This is a genomic window from Leclercia tamurae (genome assembly GCF_025566055.1).
Lineage (GTDB): Bacteria > Pseudomonadota > Gammaproteobacteria > Enterobacterales > Enterobacteriaceae > Enterobacter > Enterobacter tamurae.
Genome location: NZ_JAMHKS010000076.1, coordinates 99,089 through 116,730 on the forward strand (window position 1 = coordinate 99,089; position 17,642 = coordinate 116,730).

A 17,642-nucleotide genomic window follows, 5' to 3' on the forward strand; every position below is an offset into this window, starting at 1 on the left:
AAATAACAAAGCTTGATATATGACAACGCCGTTCAGTTCAGACGAGCGGAACGGCGTTGGGCGATTAGCGGTAATTAACGATCACTTCGTTGCGTTGCACTTTCAGGGCAGGGATCAGGCGACCGCCGCCGGGCACTTCCCAGATAAAGCGCAGCGGCTCGGCCGCCGGAACGCTGTTAAAGGCATGCGTGGTGCCGCTGGCGCCGTCGAGTTCGGTGCAGCGTGCCTGAGAGCACAACCGCACCCGCAGACCGGCGGGGATCGGGCCGTTCAGCTCATAGCGCCAGGCCACCAGGGTCATCAACCCCGAAACCGGCTGCTTTGCCGACAGCGGGCGTGACGAGGCCGCCACGCCGCGGTTGTTGAGGGTCAGGCCGATACTGCTGTCCTGCCAGGCCCCCTCGCCTGCTGCCTGTGCCATCACAGGCAGGGCCAGTAACCAGAGTAATTTACGCATCACTGGCCTCCAATGCTGGCAGTCATGCGGATGTGACGATTGTCCGACAGCTCCATATTCGACAGGACCACCAGCTGCGTCAGGCTGCGGCGCAGGAAGCGCGACAGCAGCGGACGCAGGGCGTGGTTCACCAGCAGCACCGGCGGCGCACCGAGCATCTCCTGACGCTGTAACGCCTCCTGAGTTTGCGCCAGCAGACGATCCGCCAGCCCCGGTTCCAGCCCGCCGCCGCCCTGCAGGGCCTGCAGCAGCAGACGTTCAAGCGGTGTATCGAGACCAATCACCTGCACTTCGCCAGTACCCGGGAACCACTGCTGGGTGATGGCGCGGCCCAGCGCCACGCGCACCACCGCCGTCAGCTCGTGCGGATCGCTTTGCAGCGGGGCATGCTCCGCCAGCGTTTCCAGGATGGTACGCATATCGCGGATCGGCACCTTCTCGTCGAGCAGGTTCTGCAGTACTTTGTGCAGCGTGGTCAGGGTCAGCACGCCCGGGACCAGATCTTCGGTGAGCTTCGGCATCTCCTGGGTCACGCGATCCAGCAGCTGCTGCGCCTCCTGACGACCAAACAGCTCCGCCGAGAACTGGCCAATAATATGGTTCAGGTGGGTGGCGACCACAGTACTGGCCTCCACCACGGTATAGCCCTGGATCTGCGCCTGCTCTTTCAGGGCGCTTTCGATCCAGATTGCCGCCAGGCCAAAGGCCGGGTCGATAGTTTGTTCCCCCGGCAGCGTGCCCGCCGCGGTGCCCGGGTTAATCGCCAGCCAGCGCCCTGGATAGGCGTCTCCGCTGCCAATTTCCACCCCTTTCATCAGGATGCGGTAGCGTGCCGGGGGCAGATCCATATTGTCACGGATATGCACCACCGGCGGCAGGAAGCCCATGTCCTGGGCGAATTTCTTACGGATACTGCGGATACGTCCCAGCAGTTCGCCGTCCTGTTGGGAGTCGACCATCGGGATCAGGCGATAGCCCACTTCCATCCCCAGCGAATCTTCCAGCTGGACGTCATTCCAGGTTGCTTCCACCGCCTGGGTGTTTTCCGGCATTTTAATCGGCGCAGGCTCGGCCTTCGGCTTGGTTTCGCGTCCGCGCAACCACCAGGCCAGCCCCAGCAGCGCACCGGTAAACAACAGGAAGACGAAGTTTGGCATACCCGGCACCAGGCCCAGCAGCCCCAGTACCGCCGCCGACAGCATCAGCACGTTCGGGTTGGTAAACAGCTGGCTCACCATCTGCTCACCGACGTCCTGATCGGTGGCGACGCGGGTCACGATCACACCGGCCGCGGTGGAGATCACCAGCGCCGGGATCTGGGCGACCAGGCCATCACCGATGGTCAGCAGCGTATAGGTCTCTGCCGCATGGCCCATGTCCATCCCGTGCTGCAGTACCCCCACCAGCAGGCCGCCGATCACGTTGATGACCATGATCAGAATACCGGCGATGGCGTCCCCGCGAACGAACTTACTCGCACCGTCCATTGAGCCGTAGAAGTCCGCCTCCTGGGTCACTTCTGAACGGCGTTTTTTGGCTTCATCTTCCGCGATAATTCCGGCGTTCAGATCGGCGTCAATCGCCATCTGTTTGCCCGGCATCCCGTCCAGCACGAAACGCGCACCCACTTCGGCGATACGTCCCGCGCCCTTGGTGATAACCATAAAGTTGATGATCACGAGGATGATGAACACCACGATACCGATGGCGAAGTTGCCGCCCACCAGGAAGTGGCCGAAGGCCTCAACCACCTTACCTGCCGCCGCACCGCCGGTATGACCATCCATCAGAATGATACGGGTGGAGGCCACGTTCAGCGCCAGGCGCAACAGCGTGGTGAACAGCAGAATGGTCGGGAACGCGGCAAACTCGAGGGTACGCTGGGTGAACATCGCCACCAGCAGCACCATGATCGAGAGCGCAATGTTGAAGGTAAAAAGCAGGTCGAGGATGAATGCCGGAAGCGGCAATACCATCATCGACAGAATTAGCAGGATGAGGATCGGCCCGGCCATAATCTGCCATTGGGTCGATTTCAGGTTGCTCGGCAAGCGCAACATTGCCACCAGATTAGCCATCAGTGTCCTTCTCGTTCATAAAATCCAGCGCTGCAGGCACCGGGAGATTCTCAGGTTTGACAGGCCGTTGTCCACCAGCCAGACGCCAGCGTTTCAACTGCCACACCCATGCCAGCACTTCCGCCACAGCGGCATACAGCTGGCCTGGGATCTGTTGTCCAATTTCCGCATGGCGGTAAAGCGCACGCGCCAGCGGCGGGGCCTCCAGCATCGGAATACGGTTTTCATTACCAATTTCACGGATCCGCAGGGCAATCAGCCCTGCCCCTTTCGCCACCACCTTCGGCGCGCTCATTTTGTTTTCGTCATACTGCAGCGCAACGGAGTAGTGGGTCGGGTTGGTGACGATGACATCCGCTTTCGGCACATCTTCCATCATCCGGCGACGGGCGGCGGCACGCTGCATCTGGCGAATACGCCCTTTGACGTGCGGGTCGCCTTCCATCTGTTTGTATTCATCGCGAATGTCCTGGCGGGACATGCGCAGCTTTTTAATGTGGCTGTAGATCTGGAAGAAGACGTCAAACCCCACCATCGGGATAATCGCCAGCACCACCAGCAGCGAACAGAGACCCACCAGGTTGAGCGCGTTGCTCATCGCGGTAAGGGGCGATTCGCTGATCAGGCGCATCATCTCCGGCCAGTTGTGCCAGATAAAAAATCCGGCCATGCTGCCCATCAGCGTGGCTTTCATCAGCGCTTTCAACAGTTCGGCGGCGGTCTGTGCCGAGAACATCCGGGCGATCCCGGGCAGCGGGTTGAGTTTGGAGAATTTAAACTGCAGCGATTTACCGCTAAAAACCAGCCCGCCCAGCATCACCGGCGATATCAGCGCCACCAGCACCACGCCGACGATCAGCGGCAGCAGTGCGACCATCGCACTTTTGATCAGCAGGATAATCTGGCTGAGGATCAGGTTCGGGTCGTTAACCATGCTGTGATCGAAGCGTAATCCGGCCGAGAGCATGCCCGCCAGTCTGCGGGCAAGGGACTCCCCGCCGATCCAGATAATGCACACGCCCACCAATAAAATCAGCAGGGAGGTGAGTTCTCTGGATCGGGGTATCTGCCCTTCCTCACGCGCTTTATCAAGTCGGTGGGGTGTGGGGGCTTCTGTTTTGTCGTCGCTGTCTTCTGCCACGGCAAGCATCTCGCAGGTAGAGGTCTGGACGCTATAATGCCAAAGCGGCGGATGAACAATGGGCTAATTAGCGGCGATAAAAGGGCTGATTTAGGCCTTTCAGTTGTGACGAGGAAAAATGAGGGGAACAAAATGCCACCTTCACAGGTGGCATTTCTGCCGGGTGACGCTGCGCTTACCCGGCCTGGAACACCGTAGGCCTGCGCAAGCGAAGCGCCGCCAGGCTATCAGAAGCCTAAGCTGTCCAGCAGGTCGTCGACCTGATCCTGGCTTGCCACGACACCGGCTTTGGTGGTGTCGAGCTGCGGACCATTCAGCAGGCTTTCGTTTTCACGCTGCGGACGCGCGGATGGTTCCGGCATGTTCTCCAGCAGCACCATCAACAGCTGACGCTCGATCTCCTGGATCACGTCCATCATGCGCTTGATCACCTGACCGGTAAGGTCCTGGAAATCCTGCGCCATCATGATATCCAGCAGCTGCGCGTTGGTGAAGCTGGTATGGCCCGGTACGTCGCCCAGATACTGGCGGGTATCGGTAACCAGTTCGCGGGCATCGGACAGTTCGATAGGGTTCTCGAACCACTCGTCCCAGCGTTTGGTCAGCGCTTTCGCGCCCTTTTCCATCTCATCCTGATGTGGCTGCGAGGCTTCAACACTGTTCAGCGCACGCTCTGCCGCCTGGGCAGTCATCTGCACAACATAATCAAGACGGTCGCGGGCATCGGGAATCGCTTCCGCCGCTTCCGCAATCGCCTGATCCAGTCCCAGCTCACGCAGGCTGTCACGCAGCATGCGCGTCAGGCTACCGATCCGGGCAATTATATCGCCGGGTGAATGCTCATCCGTGGGTTTAATCAAAGGCTGCATCATCTCCCGTACCTCACATGCCGAGTTTCTCGAAGATCTTACCGAGTTTTTCTTCCAAAGTTGCAGCGGTGAATGGCTTCACCACATACCCGCTTGCGCCAGCCTGTGCCGCAGCAATAATGTTCTCTTTCTTCGCTTCGGCCGTCACCATCAGCACAGGCATAGAGGCCATCGCAGCATTCGCACGAATGGTTTTCAGCAGTTCCAGACCATCCATGTTTGGCATGTTCCAGTCGGAAATGACAAAACCAAAGCCGCCGGCATTCAGTTTGTTCAACGCATCAACACCGTCTTCCGCTTCTTCAACATTATTAAAACCAAGTTCTTTCAGCAGGTTGCGCACAATGCGACGCATGGTGGAAAAGTCATCCACAACCAAAAACTTGAGCTCTTTGTCCGCCATAAAACTACACTCCTCGTTAAATACGTATTGCCTGTCCGGCACTGATTTTTGCCAGCATCTGCTGACTAACCTGACTGAGATCGACCACTTCGCTGACGCCACCCATATTGATGGCCTCGCGCGGCATGCCGAACACTACACAACTTGCTTCATTCTGCGCGATGGTCCAGGCGCCAGCCTGGTGCATCGCAAGCATTCCGGCGGCGCCGTCGTTGCCCATCCCCGTCAGGATCACCCCAACGGCGTTGCGCCCCGCATGTTTCGCCACCGAATGAAACAGCACATCCACCGACGGACGGTGCCGGTTAACCGGCGGCCCGTCATGAATCTTGATTTGATAGTTCGCCCCGCTGCGCGCCAGCTCCATATGCTTGTCTCCCGGGGCGATATACGCATGCCCCGGCAGAACGCGCTCGCCGTCTTCCGCCTCTTTCACGCTGATCTGACACAGCTTGTTCAGACGCTCGGCGAAAGAACGGGTAAAGCCTGGCGGCATGTGCTGGGTAATCAGAATACCGGGGCTTGAGAGCGGCAATGGCTGGAGTACATGGCGAATTGCCTCTGTTCCCCCGGTCGACGCGCCGATCACCAGCAGTTTTTCCGAGCTCAACAGCGGGCCCGCTTTCAGGGTGACGGGTGCGGCCATCGGCTTGTGCATGGCCACCCGCGCCCTGGCGGCGGTGCGAATTTTTTCCGCGATCATCTCGCTGTACGCCAGCATCCCCTCACGAATGCCGAGCTGCGGTTTAGTGACAAAATCCACCGCCCCCAGCTCCAGCGCCCGCAGGGTGATCTCGGAGCCTTTGCCGGTCAGCGAAGAGACCATCACCACCGGCATCGGACGCAGACGCATTAACTTCTCGAGGAAGTCGATGCCGTCCATGCGCGGCATTTCGACATCGAGGGTCAGCACGTCAGGGTTATATTTTTTGATTAAATCCCGGGCTACCAGCGGATCGGGGGCCGTCGCCACCATCTCCATGTCGCTGTGGCTGTTGATAATTTCGGTCATGATCTGGCGCATTAACGCCGAATCATCAACTGACAAGACCCTGATTTTACTCATGCTTTATCCTTACTCAGCGCATATACCGTCTGCCCACGCAGGCTGAATTCGCGCACGAGATTGCTGAAATTCTCCGAGTGCCCGGCAAACAGTAATCCGTCCGGCTTGAGCAACGGTACAAAGCGGCGCAGGATCTCCTGCTGCGTCGTTTTGTCGAAATAGATCATCACATTACGGCAGAAAATGGCGTCAAACGGCCCCGCCACGTTGTACTGCTTCTCCAGCAGGTTGACCATGGAGAATTCCACCGCATTCGCCAGTTCGCTGCGCACCCGCACCAGCCCGTCGTGCGGACCGGTGCCGCGCATGAAATAGCGCTGAAGCTGCTGCGGCGACAGGGTTTTCAGCTCGTCCTGACGATAGATACCGCTCTGCGCTTTTTGCAGTACTTCGGTATCGATATCGCTGGCGAAGACCTTCCAGCGACCCGGCGCGGTCCCCAGGGTATCGGCCAGGGTGATGGCGAGCGAATAAGGCTCCTCGCCGGTCGAGGCCGCCGCACTCCAGACGCGATACTCGCCGCCGCTGCGACGACGCGCATGGTCCGCCAGCACCGGAAAGTGGTGAGCTTCCCGGAAAAAGGCGGTCAGGTTAGTGGTCAGCGAGTTAATAAACGCCTGCCACTCCGCGCTGTTCGGGTTCGCTTCCAGCATGCCGAGGTAGCGACCAAAATCATCCAGCTCGAGCGTCCGCAAGCGACGCACAAGACGGTTGTAGACCATGTCCCGCTTGTGATCGGCAAGCACGATCCCTGCGCGCTGGTAGATTAACTGACATATCCGACGGAAATGCGCATCGGACAGCGCGAGGCGCTGTGTCATCTGTAACAATAATGACGATTGCCCTGAGGGCAGTGGTGATGTCATAGCGCCTTCTTACTTAATCACGTTCAGGTTCCGACTGGTACGGCCTGCGACCGCCCGACTTCTGTAACTGTTTCACTACGTTCATTCACATTAAATACCGCGACCAGCGAGGTGAGATGATCCGCCTGGCCAGCTAACTGGTCGGTGGCGGCCGCGGCTTCTTCTACCAGCGCGGCGTTCTGCTGTGTCACCTGATCCATCTGGCTCACTGCCAGCGCCACCTGCTCAATGCCGCGTCGCTGCTCATCGGATGCCGAGGCGATTTCACCCATGATGTCGTTCACCTGGGTGACCGAACTGACGATCTCGGTCATGGTTTTCGCGGCGGTATCCACCAGCTCTGAGCCCTGCTGTACCCGGGATACCGACTCTTCAATCAGCACCTTGATCTCTTTCGCCGCGTTGGCGCTGCGGCTGGCAAGATTACGGACTTCACCCGCCACCACCGCAAAGCCACGCCCCTGCTCGCCCGCGCGGGCGGCTTCCACCGCGGCGTTCAGCGCCAGAATATTGGTCTGGAAGGCGATGCCATCGATAACGCTAATAATGTCGCCAATCTTCTGCGAACTGGTGGCGATCTGATTCATGGTGTTCGCCACGTGGGACGCCTGCTCGCCCCCCTTCTTCGCCGTCTGCGCCGCGCTTTTCGCCAGACCGGAGGCCTGACGGGCGTTGTCGGCGTTCTGCCCGACGGTGGCGGTCAACTGTTCCATGCTGGCCGCGGTTTGCGCCAGGGACGCCGCCTGCTGCTCGGTGCGCGACGAAAGATCGTTATTGCCTTCGGCAATCTCGGAGATCCCGGTGTGCATGGCATAACTGCCCTGACGCACCTCGGAGACCGTTTCGCGCAGCGAGCCCTGCATCGCTTTCAGGCTGGCGAAAATTGCCGAAATTTCATTCTTGCCGTACACCGCTACTGGCCGCGCCAGATCGCCCTTCGCGATGCTGTCGAAATGGCTGCTGATGATCGCCAGCGGCTGGACGATCATTCTGCGTGACCAGAACAGCGCGGCGCTGGTCAGGATCGCGGTCAGCACAATCATGGTGGCGAAAATCACGCCCGACATGTGGTAGCTGGTGCGACTGTCGTTACCCGCCGCCTGCACAAACTGGTTAATCTCCTGTTGCCAGGCCTCGGTGCTGGCATCAAACGCCGCCTGCGACTCCTGCACCGGCGCGGTGAGGAAATCTGACAGCTGGTTGTTTTCCAGCCAGGTCGCCTGATGATCCAGATCGCTGTACCACTGGCTAAAGGCGGTCTGCATTGCTTTTTTCAGCTCGCCGTCTTTGGCGCTGATCGCCGCCTGTTCATTGAAGGTTTTGAACATGCCGTCAGCCTGTTTCAGGCTGCTGCGCGCGGTGGTCATCAGCGCCTTGATATCATCGGGCGGATAACTCAGCGCGGTCAGGGTGCCCGCTTTATTCAGCGCCGTGCTGGCCTGCAGCAGAACGGCGCGGCTCTGCGTAAGCAACGCCCGCTGCTGATTGCTGCCCTGCATCTCCTGCAAATTCTGATAACCATCGCGAAAAGCCCAAAACGACAAGCCATTACTGCCAACCTGCAACACCCCGCAGACAATCAAAATCAAAAACAGGGTGGTCGAGATACGAATACGATTAAACATCCACGCTCCCATTTAGCGGCCAGCAGCCGCGATTTAACGTTCGATCAAAATGTTTCCCAGTTCTCATCTTTTCCGGTGGTCAGCGCGCGTACCTGCGCCGGTGCATTGACCGGTGCTGCCGGCTGATGGCTGGCACGCGATGACCCCGTTTTTCCAGGTGCAGAAGTAAGTCGAAACGCCGAAACGGCCATCTTCAGACGGCTCGCCTGCTCTTCCAGTTGCGCCGCAGCGGTGGCGGACTCCTGAACCAGCGCGGCGTTTTGTTGTGTGACACGATCCATTTCCGATACCGCCAGGGCGACCTGGTCGATACCACGACTCTGCTCATCCGAGGCCGAGGCGATTTCCCCCATGATGTCGGTCACGCGCGTTACCGCATTGACGATGTCATTCATGGTTTCTCCCGCGCTTTCCACCAGCACCGAGCCGGTATCCACGCGCGCGACAGAATCTTCAATCAGGGCTTTGATCTCTTTCGCCGCATTGGCACTGCGGCTGGCAAGGTTACGCACTTCACCGGCCACCACGGCAAAACCACGCCCCTGCTCACCGGCACGGGCAGCTTCGACTGCGGCGTTCAGCGCCAGGATGTTGGTCTGGAAGGCGATGCCGTCGATCACGCTGATGATGTCAGCGATCTTCTTCGAGCTGCCGGCGATGTCGTGCATGGTTTTCACCACCCCATCCACCACTTTGCCACCTTTCTGCGCGGTTTCTGAGGCGCTGTTCGCCAGCTGTGACGCCTGACGGGCGTTATCAGCGTTCTGCTTCACGGTGGCGGTTAACTGCTCCATGCTCGCCGCGGTCTCTTCCAGGGCTGACGCCTGCTGTTCGGTGCGGGAGGAGAGATCGTTGTTGCCCATCGCGATTTCGCTGGTGCCGGTGTAGATGGCATCCGAGCCCTGGCGCACGTTAGCCACCGTCTCGCTCAGGGAGCGCTGCATATGGTCAACGGTAACCGCCAACTGGGTGATTTCGCTGCGTCCGGCAATCGCCAGGGTATGGGTCAGATCGCCGCTGGCAATCTGACGAATATGCTCGATAACGCGGTTCAACGGATTAAGCAGGGTATGGCGGATGCCGTACCAGACTCCCACCAGCACGATCGCCAGCGCCAGAGCGAGGATCCCCATCTGCCATTTGGCGAAGGTGTAATCCGCCACGCTGGCGTTGAACGCCTCCTGGTTCCGGGCATCAGACGCGGAGACATAATCCCGCAGGGCGGTGCCGAGCGCGTTCTGCTTTGACTGGGTGGCCTGGGCAAAATAGGCGTCCATATTGCCGCTCTCAAGGAACTGGATCAGCTCCGTCAGGGCCGCAGCATAGTCCTGATATTTGTCGTTGATGGTCTGGCTCACCTGCGCCATTGACGGCTGTGGCGTGATGGTGCTGTAGGCCTTGAAGTGTTTGTCCGCTTCCGCCAGCGTGGTACGGGCGCTGTTGATCAGCTCAGGTTGCGGCTTAGAGGGATCCGTCGCCATGCGCGCGGAGGCGCGGCTCAGGTTGATGCGCGTTTGCAGCAGGTAATCCCAGCTGGAGGTGATTTCGCTTTGTTGAACACGGAACTGGTTAGAAACCGCAAAACTGTCCTGGTTAGCCTTAATGGATGAGAAAAACAGACTGCCGGAAATAAGCTGCAGCAGTGCGAAGACAACCAGCACCAGCATCAGCATTGTGACAACGCGCATACGGTTCAACATACAACACCTTCTTATGAATTTGTTCTCGGTGTTATCGGCACAACTGACAGGAACTTTACATTTGCGAAAGGGAAAAGCGAGGGTCAGAACGCGACGTCGACGACCAGGGTGTCGCTGTAGTTACCGGCAGGAGGGGTGGCCTGAGTGGTCAGGACGCGGGCAGTGTAGTTGTAGCTGCGCAGCAGCCCGTCGGCGCTCACCTGAGAGGAGGCACCGCTGGACCAGCGTTCGCTGCCGCTGCTGCCCCAGCGACTGGCGGTAGCTTCTTTATAGATCTCATAGCTCATGCGGTTATTGCCGCTGGCCATTCGCCGCACGTTATTGCTGGCGTTAGCGCCGTTATTGATGCCGATGGTATAGACGCTGCCCTTGGTGCAGGTGACCGAGATGGCCTGCGAGACGGTGGGGAAATTCTGCACCAGCGGCGCGCTGTTGAAGTTGACGTTTGGGGTGGTCATGGCGCTGCAGTCGTTGGTGACCGTCATGTTGAGGGTCAGGCTGACCGGGGTGGTGCCGGTTTGTGCGGAGGTACAGAGCCCCAGTACCCCCAGCGCGCAGACGCTGTAGCTCACGTTGAAATTGAGGGTCACCTGATAGGGCCCGGCGCTGACGTTCTGCCCGGCGACGGTGCGAAAATAGAGCGGGATGTTGTACTGCCTTGAACCGAGCAGGCCCAGCAGCGACGAACCGCTCCAGGTATAGGCTTTGCCGATCTGCACTTCGCTGCTGGCGTTGCAGGTAGTCTGGCCGCACAGGCGAGCAGGGATCACGTCGGTGATGGTGGCATTATCGGTGCGCTTCATCGTCCCGCGACTGCTGGCGGCGATGGTGGCTCCGGTGAAGTTGAGCGTCACTGAATCATTGGTCAGCAGGTTAAGCACCGTATCGCAGCTCACTACCAGCGTCCCGGTGGTGGCCACTTCATTGCTGCCGCTGAGGGCAAACGAGGTGACGCTGCCAAAGCTGGCATTGACGGTGCTGACCCGGCACGCGCTCCAGCTGGCGGTGGAGACCAGCATCAGTATCACCAGCAGCAGGAGGCGTTTCATGGTGCCACCCGACAGGTCAGCGGCCCGTAGGTTTGCAGCTTATGCTCCGGGTTCGCCGTCAGGGTCAGGGTAATACGACAGCCTTTGCCGTCCGGGGTGATGACCTCCAGCGGGTTAACGTCCGCCAGATCCTCCAGCCAGGCAAGTCCGTCATAGCCCACCACCACCGGCTCCCGCCCCTGGCGTCGCACCTGGCTGCCGAGGGGGATCGCTTCCCCTGCCCCGTCATGAAGGATCACGCTGGCCACCCGCTCCTGCTCCATCGGGAAGTCGACCAGATAGCCGCTGTTGCGCCGCAGGGCGACGCGGCGCTCGGTCTCCTTCAGGCGGGTGTCGGCGGGTAAATTGAGGGTGTTGATGCTGTAGCTGGCCGGGTAGTAGGCGGAAACGCCGCTGATCAGCAGATAGCCGTTGCGGTTGGTTTTACCCACCGGCTGGTTCTCATAGCTGACCGGCACGTCCGGCTGCCCGTCGGTGCTGACCACCACGAAGGCGTCGTTGATTTTGTTGGCGGCAAACAGCTCGCCGTCCATCAGCACCACTGCGCCCATCGCCTCGCCCCACCAGGTCATCATGTCGCGGTCGCCGTAGCCGCCGCCCTGCAGCTCGATGTTGTTATTCCGCCAGCCCAGCGTGGCCTGCTGATAGTTGCTGGCCTGCGACTGGCGCGCCCACGCCATATTCCAGCTGAAGCCGCCGTCGGTGGGCATCGAGTGGTTGTAGTTGAGGCGCTGGGTGCTCCCTGCATCCGGGGTGTTTTCCAGGGTGATGGCGGCGCTGTCGCGCTCGCCGAGGGGGATCTGCAGCGACAGGGCCACCGTCCAGTCACCCTGCTGCTGATCCCGGCTGGCAGCGAGGTAAATACTGCTGCTGCCCCACAGGTTACGACTCCAGGAAAGGTTCAGCAGCTCGGTTTTCTGATCGTCGAAACTCTGCACACCGATCCACGCCGCACCAATATTGCCAAAGTCACCGAGGTTAAAAGTAAGGGAGTACTGATCGGTATTGCGGCTCAGGCTGGCGATAGGCTGGTTATATTCATCATAAACGGTGGGCTGATCGTAGAGGGCGAGGTTGCCGAAGCCGCGATCGCGACGGCTGTGCTGAGTGGCAATGCTGAAGGCGTTAGTGCTGTACTGGTAGCCCCAGTTTACCTGCCCGCCGGTGTCGCCGCGCATTTTGCTCTGGGTCCAGGCGCTGTTCACTACCCCCAGCCGCCCGAGTTTGACGATGGTGCCGGCCCCGCCCAGCGCCAGCTCCTCAGCTCCTTCGACATGCCCTTCCAGGGTCAGCCAGTCGGTAAGACCGTAGCGATATGAGCCGCTGCCCGCCGCCGGGCCGTAGTCAAAATTCTCGATACCGTAGTTGCGTCGCAGGCTGCCGAGGGTCATGGCTCCGTCGCTGAGCCCCTGGCGCAGCAGATCGCTGGTGACGTAGAACGGCATGGTGGTGCTCACCTGACGACCCAACGCATCGGTGGTGACCAGCACTGCATCCCCGGCGCCGTTGATGTAAGGCAGATTGGTAAGGGTGAACGGCCCCGGCTGCAAACGGGTCGAGCCTGCGCGGTAGCCGTTGACGAACAGATCCACTGAGGTGGGTACCGCCGCTTCACCGGAGAATTCCGGCAACGGCCAGGTGACGAGGTCCGGGCGCAGGGTGAAATCGCGGCCATAGCTGATGCCGCCCATGCGCACGCTGCTGCTCCAGCTCAGGGCATCGCTGATCACATCCCCGGCGGTCCAGGTGGTGGCGTCTTCTTCGTCGGTGATCATCAGGGTGGTGTCGTAGCGCACGTACCCCTCCTGCTGCCCGCTGCCGCCGGAGAGGTTTTTCCGCACGTAACCGGTGGAGGATAACGATCCCCGGTCGTCAAAATAGCGCAACTCATGCCACAGGGAGGCCTGGCCACCGCTGTGTTCGGTGTGGTTGGTATAGAAGTCGTAGTTGAGCAGCGCCCCTTTGCCAAAATGGGGCGTGCTGCGCGCCATCTGTCCGCTGAAGGGGGTGACGCGGGCGCCGATCCACTCTCGCGGCACGCTGAGCAACAGCCGTTGCCCGGTGCTGTCGTATTCAGTGCGCACCTCTGGCAGGCGGCTGACGTTCACCTCCCCCGGCGGGACCTGTTCGGCGGGCAAACCCGCGCGGCGCAGATCGGCACTGGCGACCAGATACTCCTCCTGCCGCCGGGTGACGGGCACCACCAGCCCGGTGTCGTAATGGTTAACGACCAGCACCAGCTGGAACACCGCCTCGTCATTGACCGACTGCGGCACCGGCGGTGGAGGCAGCATATCATCACCAGGATCGGCCCAGCTTGCGGAGCTGACGCAGAGCAGGATAAGCATCGACGGCTTCAGTTGACGGGGGCCGACTGCCATTGTGTATCCCGGGCATTAATTTCTGCACGCATCTGGCCCGGCTGGCTGATCCCTGACGGTAGCGGCCAGCTGCGGGCGCTGCCCGGTAGCACGTAACCCAGCAGGCCATCCGCGAGGGTACGATTCTGTCCCCCCTGCTGCAGCGAGACCTGGCTCAGGCGGACATGCACACTACCCTGATTGCGAACCTGCAGAGCCGGTTGGCCGTTCTCGCGGATCACCCGCCAGTTGAGATCCCGCGTCTCGGCGAGGGCGTGGTGCGCCCCGTCCTTGATGGTGGCGATGCCCTGCCCGTAGACAAACAGCGGAATGGAGTAACGCATCTGCAGTTTGAGTCCCATCTGCGGGGTCGCCTTATCCTGCGGCTGAGGGATCTCGTCCACGATAATACGGTAGGCTTGCTCGACGCCGGCTGGCACCTCGCTCTGTTTGATCAGGCGGATTAACTGCTTGCTGCCTTTCGCAATGGTGACGATCGGCGGACTGGCGACCACCTCCTGCTGGGCGGTGTAGCGTTCAAGACCGTTCTCCTGACGCCAGCGAACAATTCGCACCTGCATGGTGGTGGCGCTGTTGCCCTGATTCTGTACCCACAGTTCCGTGGCTTTGGTATCCGCCGACAGCCACGGGTCGATAGGCCACAGCAGAATGGTGGCTGCCCCGTGGGCGGTGTTGAGCGTTGCACCCAGCGCCATCAGCAGACAGAGCGTACGAGTTCCCGAAAGTGCCTTCATCGTCCTTCTCCCTTTATCACCACGACAGGGTCACGGTGAGTTGATCGGAATAATTTCCAGCCGGGCTGAACCCGGTCAGAAGCGCCACACCAAAGAGCGGTAGCGCAATGTTGTTGCTGTTGGTGTATGTCACTGACACCGCCTGGTTGACCCCGATCTCACTGTTGGCCGCCAGGGAGCTGCTGCTGTACAGGCGGTACGCCACCTGATCGGTTGCCCCGGAGCGCTGCATATTGCGCACCGAGGTGTAATACTGGCCCCCGTCGATACTCATGCTCAGCGCCACGCCAGGCGTACAGGCGATGGACAGCGAACCGTTCGGCACAAAGCTGGTATTCACCGATCCCCGCGCCACCCCGCTGTGGGTGCCGAAGTTCAGGGTGCCCAGCAGGCCACCGCTGCCTGCGGCGACGGAACAGCCGGGGGTGATGGTGGCGCTCACCTGAAAGGATTGCGTCGTCACCGCCTCGCTGCTTCCCGCCGCAAGCAGCAGCATACTCAGGCTAAAAAGAGCGCGCAGTTTTCCCTCTCCCCGGTGATGGAGCTTTTGGTTATTTACGCGCATTAAAACGTGCTGGCGCTAATAGGTGACGCTGACGTTGATGGTGTCGGTGTAGGTACCTGGCACCACGGTGACGCTGTTGCCCCCGCCGGTGATGCGGCCGTACAGCGTGTAGCTGTCAACGCCCCCGGCGGTGGAGGTCACTGGCAGCGGGGCGTTGTTGGCGATGATGTTATTAAATCCGCCGTCGCTGAACAGGCTATAGGCCACGCCCTGACTGGTATTGGATGTATTCACCAGATAGCGCGCGGGCGTGCCCGGCGTGCCCACTACGGTGCCGGGAGCCGTCGAGTTGGTATTCCCGGTGATCGCTACCGTGTAGCTGGCGGTGGTGCATTGAATGGTGAAGGTGTTGCCGCCGCTGGCCCCGGTCAACTGGGTAGTCAGCGTGGAGAAGGTCGCCGGATGGGTACCGAAATCGAGGGTACCGAAGTTAATGCCGTCCTGCGTTGGCGAACCGTTAATCAGGCAACCGTTGGTTAACGTTAAGGTTGCGCCGATGGTGCCGCTGCTGGTAACGGCCTGGCTATTGCCGGCTGCCATCGCCAGAACGCCGCCAGAAAACAGCATCAGGAGCTTTTTATTCATTTTCCACCCTCCAGAAAATGTCACGTGCGGTTATCAATTTTTTGATAACGCTCAGTCTGTTAGCACCCATCAGGCCACTGCCAGGGTGGTTATTGTGAAATTTAGTTTATGGATACAATCTCAACAACTTTTCGCAACAATACTCATACATTTAACGTATTGACACATTTTTACTTATTAAAACATGCGGATACGCAATGTAACCCGCCGCGCTTTAAGTAAGACGGGAGGATATATTGATTACAATGTGATCTGCATCACAATATATCGTCACGCAGCATTAACAAAACTGATAAACATTAAAAAAATATTGAAAAGCGCGCTTTTTTACTTCAACGTAGGTTATGAATCATTCATGTGCTGAATAATTAAAATTAGATACATCAGCTGTTTAATTTCACCTTTTCGTTAATGAGGTATTTTGGTGGCAAGTGCAAACCGACTCACGATCTTCATTGTGGTCTTTATGCTGGCGGGCATCCTGTCCGGGGCAGTCATTCATGAGTACGCGTCCCCTGACGCGATCGCAGCCTGGTCAGACAACATCACGTTATTAACCGATATCTTTTTACGCCTGATTAAAATGGTCATTGCGCCGCTGGTGTTCAGCACCCTGACGGTGGGGATTATGCGTCTGGGCGAGACCGCCACCATTGGCCGCGTGGGCGGTAAAGCGATGGTGTGGTTTATCAGCTCATCGGTACTTTCCATCCTGGTCGGGCTGTTTATCGTCACCCTGCTCCACCCGGGCAGCGGCCTGAATCTGGCCGTTCCGGCTGGTGCGGTAGAGACCGGGCTGGCGACGGGGGGGATGTCGCTGAAAGGTTTCCTTTCCCACACCATCCCCACCAGCATCATCGGGGCGATGGCCAATAACGAGATCCTGCAAATTGTGGTGTTCTCGATGTTCTTCGGCATTGGCGGCGCATCGCTGGGGGAGAAGTTTAACGCCCCGCTGGTGGCCGCGCTGGACGTGGTCTCCCACATCATGCTGAAAGTGACCGGCTACGTGATGTACGTTGCGCCGCTGGCGATCTTCGCCGCCATCTCCTCGGTGATCGCCACCCAGGGTCTGGGGATTTTGCTCAACTACGCCTCGTTTATTGGCGGCTACTATCTGGCCATCGTCCTCACCTGTCTGGTGCTGGTGGCGGTGGGTTATATGGTGCTGAAAAACGAGATCTTCCGTCTGGTGAGCATGCTGAAAGATCCGGTCCTGGTGGCCTTTACCACCAGCAGTTCGGAAGCGGCTTACCCGAAAACGCTGGAGCAGCTGACCCGCTTTGGCTGCTCGCGCAATATCGTCTCGTTTGTGTTGCCGATTGGGTATTCGTTTAACCTGGTGGGGTCGATGGTCTATTGCTCGTTTGCCTCGATGTTTATCGCCCAGGCGTACAATATTCAGCTGACGTTTTCGGAAATCACGGTGCTGATGTTAACCCTGATGCTGGCATCAAAAGGGATTGCCGGGGTACCGCGCTCGGCGCTGGTGGTGCTGGCGGCGACTATCCCGAGTTTCCATATTCCGGTGGCGGGGATTTTGCTGCTGATGGGGATCGATCACTTCCTGGATATGGGGCGGTCAGCGATTAACGTGCTGGGGAATGGTGTGGCGACGGCGATGCTGGCGCAGAATGAGGGGCTGCTGGAGGATGAGGTGGAGCTGGCTAGCCAGGAAGGCTGATTTCTTATTTAGATGTTGTGGAATTGTTCCGTTCACTTTATGTCCAGCAGAATATGAAATGAACGGAACCTGTGAACGTGATAAGGGGGCCACCGCGGCCCCCTTATCAATCCCCGCGGCCCCGCGAAGAAATCGGTGCTTCGCACTACGCTCACCTCCCGACCTGACGCCTGCGGTCGGCTCAACTCGACATCCTGTCTCGATTCGCCTCTGGCCGCCATCCCTGGCGTCCAGCCCTTGTCGTCCGGTCTCCGGTTCGCCGATTTCAGCGGGGACTCAACACCCGTGCCACATTCAGGCGACGGAGAAGCCGGGGTGGCGGCTACGCCTTACCCGGCCTACAAAATCCACTGCATGCACGATCCGTAGGCCCGGCAAGCGCAGCGCCGCCGGGCATTGCCGCATCAGGCACGGTGCGGCAATAAAAAAGCCGGGTGGC

General features: G+C 59.4%; 15 protein-coding genes. 1 reads left to right on the plus strand and 14 read right to left on the minus strand.

The window, feature by feature from the left end; translation table 11 throughout:
- Positions 1–64: 64 nt before the first annotated feature.
- The 14 genes from flhE to M8318_RS16720 form a co-directional block, all read right to left on the minus strand.
- A complete protein-coding gene (flhE, locus tag M8318_RS16655; RefSeq protein WP_262663594.1) occupies positions 65–457 on the minus strand; it encodes a flagellar protein FlhE in 393 nt (130 codons plus the stop codon).
- The gene (gene flhA, locus M8318_RS16660; protein WP_106993346.1) at positions 457–2,535 is read right to left on the minus strand and encodes a flagellar biosynthesis protein FlhA; all 2,079 of its coding nucleotides are present in this window, start codon (positions 2,533–2,535) and stop codon (positions 457–459) included. Before flhA ends, flhE begins: the two co-directional genes overlap by 1 nt.
- On the minus strand, positions 2,528–3,676 hold the full coding sequence (gene flhB, locus M8318_RS16665; RefSeq protein WP_106993563.1) for a flagellar biosynthesis protein FlhB: 1,149 nt from the start codon (positions 3,674–3,676) through the stop codon (positions 2,528–2,530). The genes flhA and flhB overlap by 8 nt, the downstream gene beginning before the upstream one ends.
- Before the next feature lie 227 nt (positions 3,677–3,903).
- Positions 3,904–4,548, minus strand: coding sequence for a protein phosphatase CheZ (gene cheZ, locus M8318_RS16670; RefSeq protein ID WP_106993348.1), 645 nt, complete (start codon positions 4,546–4,548; stop codon positions 3,904–3,906).
- Between the two features lie 10 nt (positions 4,549–4,558).
- Positions 4,559–4,948, minus strand: a complete 390-nt coding sequence (gene cheY / locus M8318_RS16675) for a chemotaxis response regulator CheY (RefSeq protein WP_032611971.1) — start codon at positions 4,946–4,948, stop codon at positions 4,559–4,561.
- A 16-nt stretch (positions 4,949–4,964) separates the two neighbouring features.
- On the minus strand, positions 4,965–6,014 hold the full coding sequence (locus M8318_RS16680; RefSeq protein ID WP_106993349.1) for a protein-glutamate methylesterase/protein-glutamine glutaminase: 1,050 nt from the start codon (positions 6,012–6,014) through the stop codon (positions 4,965–4,967).
- Complete coding sequence (gene cheR / locus M8318_RS16685) at positions 6,011–6,880, minus strand: protein-glutamate O-methyltransferase CheR (RefSeq protein ID WP_262663595.1); 870 nt, start codon at positions 6,878–6,880, stop codon at positions 6,011–6,013. The genes M8318_RS16680 and cheR overlap by 4 nt, the downstream gene beginning before the upstream one ends.
- 23 nt (positions 6,881–6,903) lie before the next feature.
- On the minus strand, positions 6,904–8,505 hold the full coding sequence (tap, locus tag M8318_RS16690; protein WP_262663596.1) for a methyl-accepting chemotaxis protein IV: 1,602 nt from the start codon (positions 8,503–8,505) through the stop codon (positions 6,904–6,906).
- Between the two features lie 44 nt (positions 8,506–8,549).
- Positions 8,550–10,205 (minus strand): methyl-accepting chemotaxis protein II, encoded by a 1,656-nt coding sequence (tar, locus tag M8318_RS16695; protein WP_262663597.1) that lies wholly within the window; start codon positions 10,203–10,205, stop codon positions 8,550–8,552.
- Between the two features lie 83 nt (positions 10,206–10,288).
- The gene (locus tag M8318_RS16700) at positions 10,289–11,254 is read right to left on the minus strand and encodes a Csu type fimbrial protein (protein ID WP_262663598.1); all 966 of its coding nucleotides are present in this window, start codon (positions 11,252–11,254) and stop codon (positions 10,289–10,291) included.
- Positions 11,251–13,635 carry a fimbria/pilus outer membrane usher protein gene (locus tag M8318_RS16705; RefSeq protein WP_262663599.1) on the minus strand — a complete coding sequence of 795 codons (2,385 nt, stop codon included), beginning with the start codon at positions 13,633–13,635 and terminating at the stop codon, positions 11,251–11,253. Before M8318_RS16705 ends, M8318_RS16700 begins: the two co-directional genes overlap by 4 nt.
- The gene (locus tag M8318_RS16710; RefSeq protein ID WP_262663798.1) at positions 13,611–14,330 is read right to left on the minus strand and encodes a fimbrial biogenesis chaperone; all 720 of its coding nucleotides are present in this window, start codon (positions 14,328–14,330) and stop codon (positions 13,611–13,613) included. Before M8318_RS16710 ends, M8318_RS16705 begins: the two co-directional genes overlap by 25 nt.
- A gap of 55 nt (positions 14,331–14,385) precedes the next feature.
- Positions 14,386–14,865, minus strand: a complete 480-nt coding sequence (locus M8318_RS16715; RefSeq protein ID WP_408612323.1) for a Csu type fimbrial protein — start codon at positions 14,863–14,865, stop codon at positions 14,386–14,388.
- Between the two features lie 84 nt (positions 14,866–14,949).
- On the minus strand, positions 14,950–15,519 hold the full coding sequence (locus M8318_RS16720; RefSeq protein WP_166182852.1) for a Csu type fimbrial protein: 570 nt from the start codon (positions 15,517–15,519) through the stop codon (positions 14,950–14,952).
- Positions 15,520–15,943: 424 nt separating this feature from the next.
- Between M8318_RS16720 and M8318_RS16725 the strand changes: the two genes are divergently transcribed.
- A complete protein-coding gene (locus M8318_RS16725; protein ID WP_262663601.1) occupies positions 15,944–17,203 on the plus strand; it encodes a dicarboxylate/amino acid:cation symporter in 1,260 nt (419 codons plus the stop codon).
- The last annotated feature ends 439 nt before the right edge of the window (positions 17,204–17,642 follow it).

What these genes read in the sequence shown, in the direction of transcription:
- M8318_RS16720 (WP_166182852.1), bottom strand. Translation starts at nt 15,519, where the DNA reads ATGAATAAAAAGCTCCTGATGCTGTTTTCTGGCGGCGTTCTGGCGATG.
- cheR (WP_262663595.1), bottom strand. Translation starts at nt 6,880, where the DNA reads ATGACATCACCACTGCCCTCAGGGCAATCGTCATTATTGTTACAGATG.
- M8318_RS16680 (WP_106993349.1), bottom strand. Translation starts at nt 6,014, where the DNA reads ATGAGTAAAATCAGGGTCTTGTCAGTTGATGATTCGGCGTTAATGCGC.
- cheZ (WP_106993348.1), bottom strand. Translation starts at nt 4,548, where the DNA reads ATGATGCAGCCTTTGATTAAACCCACGGATGAGCATTCACCCGGCGAT.
- flhE (WP_262663594.1), bottom strand. Translation starts at nt 457, where the DNA reads ATGCGTAAATTACTCTGGTTACTGGCCCTGCCTGTGATGGCACAGGCA.
- M8318_RS16715 (WP_408612323.1), bottom strand. Translation starts at nt 14,865, where the DNA reads ATGCTGCTGCTTGCGGCGGGAAGCAGCGAGGCGGTGACGACGCAATCC.
- M8318_RS16710 (WP_262663798.1), bottom strand. Translation starts at nt 14,330, where the DNA reads ATGGCGCTGGGTGCAACGCTCAACACCGCCCACGGGGCAGCCACCATT.
- tar (WP_262663597.1), bottom strand. Translation starts at nt 10,205, where the DNA reads ATGTTGAACCGTATGCGCGTTGTCACAATGCTGATGCTGGTGCTGGTT.
- cheY (WP_032611971.1), bottom strand. Translation starts at nt 4,948, where the DNA reads ATGGCGGACAAAGAGCTCAAGTTTTTGGTTGTGGATGACTTTTCCACC.
- M8318_RS16700 (WP_262663598.1), bottom strand. Translation starts at nt 11,254, where the DNA reads ATGAAACGCCTCCTGCTGCTGGTGATACTGATGCTGGTCTCCACCGCC.
- flhA (WP_106993346.1), bottom strand. Translation starts at nt 2,535, where the DNA reads ATGGCTAATCTGGTGGCAATGTTGCGCTTGCCGAGCAACCTGAAATCG.
- M8318_RS16705 (WP_262663599.1), bottom strand. Translation starts at nt 13,635, where the DNA reads ATGGCAGTCGGCCCCCGTCAACTGAAGCCGTCGATGCTTATCCTGCTC.
- tap (WP_262663596.1), bottom strand. Translation starts at nt 8,505, where the DNA reads ATGTTTAATCGTATTCGTATCTCGACCACCCTGTTTTTGATTTTGATT.